Raw genomic sequence first — 1,982 nt, forward strand, 5'->3', positions numbered from 1 at the left:
CCGGCCGTGTCGGTGCGCGAGCTCGCGGTCCGGCATGGGGTGCATCGGCGCACGGTCCGCCAGGCGTTGGCGTCCGCGCTTCCCCCGCCCCGCAAGGAGTACCCGGCGCGGGCGCGGCCGGCGATCGACCCGTGGCGGGAGGTCATCGACGGGTGGCTGATCGGGGACCAGGACGTGCCTCGCAAGCAGCGTCACACGGCCCGGCGGGTGTGGCAGCGGCTCGTGGCCGAGCACGGTGCCCGGGTGGCGGAGGTGACGGTGTCTCGGTATGTCGCGGCCCGGCGGGTCGAGATCGGCCTGGTGGACCGGGAGGTGTTCGTCCCGCAGGTCCACGCCCCGGGCGCGGAGGCCGAGGTCGACTTCGGGGAGTTCGAGACTGGCCTGGCGGGGTCGCCGGTGAAGGTGTGGATGTTCGTGATGCGCCTGTCGCACTCGGGGCGGGCGTTCCACGTCGCCTACGGAACCCAGGCTCAGGAAGCGTTCCTCCAGGGCCATGTCGAAGCCTTCAACCACTTCGGTGGGGTCCCAGCACTGATCCGGTATGACAACTTGAAACCGGCCGTGATCAGGGTGTTGAAGGGCCGCGACCGGGTCGAGTCGGACCGGTTCATCGCGTTGCGCTCTCACTACGGCTTCGACTCGTTCTTCTGTATCCCGGGCAAGGGCGGCGCGCACGAGAAGGGCGGCGTCGAGGGAGAGATCGGCCGGTTCCGCCGCCGACACCTCGTCCCGGTCCCCACGGTCGCCTGCCTGGCCGAGTTGAACCGCCTGATCGCTGCCGGCGATGCCGCGGACGACTCTCGGGTCATCACCGGCCACGCCGCCACGATCGGGGCCGAGTTCGCCGGCGAGGCGGCCTCGTTGATGCCGCTGCCGGTCGAGGCATTCGACGCGGCGGTGAGCGAGCAGCGCCGGGTCGACCACCGTTCGCGGGTCTCGATCCGACAGAACCATTACTCGGTCCCTGCCCGGTACGTGGCCCGCCGGCTCACGGTGCGGTTCACCGCGACCACGGTCACCATCCATGACGGTGGCAAGGTCGTCGCCGTCCACGAGCGGGCGATCGGCCGCTACCAGGAGGTCCTGTCCCTGGATCACTACCTGGAAGTGCTGACCCGTAAACCCGGCGCACTGCCCGGCGCGACCGCGCTGGCACAGGCACGAGCGTCCGGGGCGTTCACCGCGAGCCATCAACGGTATTGGGACGCGACCCGCCGAGCCCTGGGCGATGCCCGCGGCACCAAAGCTCTCATCGAGGTCCTCCTGGCCCACCGCACCCTGCCCGTCGCGTGTCTGATCGAGGCGATGGACGCCGCAGCCACCTCGGGGATCCTCAGCCCCGAGGTCGTGACCATCGACGCCCGCCGCCGCGCCAGCGACACCACCGTCCATCCGCCCCGGTCGCTGCCGGGTTGCTCCGTTACGACCGGCCCGCACCCACCCTGGCCGGCTACGACGCCCTCCTCACCCACCGGAAGGCCCTGCCATGAGCATCAAGACCGACACCGCCGCGCAAGCAGCAGTCAACGCCGCAGCCCGCGAGCTGCACCTGCCCACCGTCCGCGCCGAGGCCGTCGGGTTGGCCGAGGTCGCCGTCCGGGAACGCCGCACCCACTTGGGCTACCTCGCCGAAGTCCTCGCCGCCGAGGTCGATGACCGGCTCGAGCGGCGCCGGGTCCGGCGCGTGACCGAAGCCAAGTTCCCTCGCCTGAAAAGACTCGCCGACTTCGACCTGAGCGCCGTCCCCGCGATCACCCCCCGCCACCCTGGCCCACTTGACCTCCGGTACCTACCTCGAAGCCGGGGAACCCGTTGTGATGCTCGGTGACTCCGGCACCGGCAAGAGCCACCTGCTCATCGGCCTCGGGCTAGCCGCGTGCGAGCAAGGACGACGCGTCCGCTACGCCACCACCGCCGGGCTCGTCAACGAGCTCGTCGAGGCAGCCGACGAACGCGTCTTGTCCCGTGTCGTCGGCAAGTAC

2 protein-coding genes and 1 pseudogene are annotated in these 1,982 nt (G+C 70.9%); all 3 read left to right on the plus strand.

Annotated elements, in window-relative coordinates; all coding sequences use genetic code 11:
- Positions 1 to 6 precede the first annotated feature (6 nt).
- Positions 7 to 1,490 (plus strand): annotated as a pseudogene (istA, locus tag ABD209_RS05830) (IS21 family transposase).
- Entirely contained in the window at positions 1,487 to 1,828 is a 342-nt protein-coding gene (locus ABD209_RS05835) for a hypothetical protein (protein WP_344063430.1), read from the plus strand. Before istA ends, ABD209_RS05835 begins: the two are co-directional and overlap by 4 nt.
- On the plus strand, positions 1,776 to 1,982 hold a 207-nt coding region (locus tag ABD209_RS05840), incomplete at its 3' end, for an ATP-binding protein (RefSeq protein ID WP_344063433.1). The genes ABD209_RS05835 and ABD209_RS05840, both read left to right, overlap by 53 nt.

This window comes from Nostocoides vanveenii, from assembly GCF_039531165.1.
In the GTDB taxonomy this organism is placed as follows: Bacteria; Actinomycetota; Actinomycetes; order Actinomycetales; family Dermatophilaceae; genus Nostocoides_A; species Nostocoides_A vanveenii.

Excerpts from the sequence above, each read along its gene's own strand:
- ABD209_RS05835 (WP_344063430.1), top strand. The coding sequence starts at position 1,487 with ATGAGCATCAAGACCGACACCGCCGCGCAAGCAGCAGTCAACGCCGCA.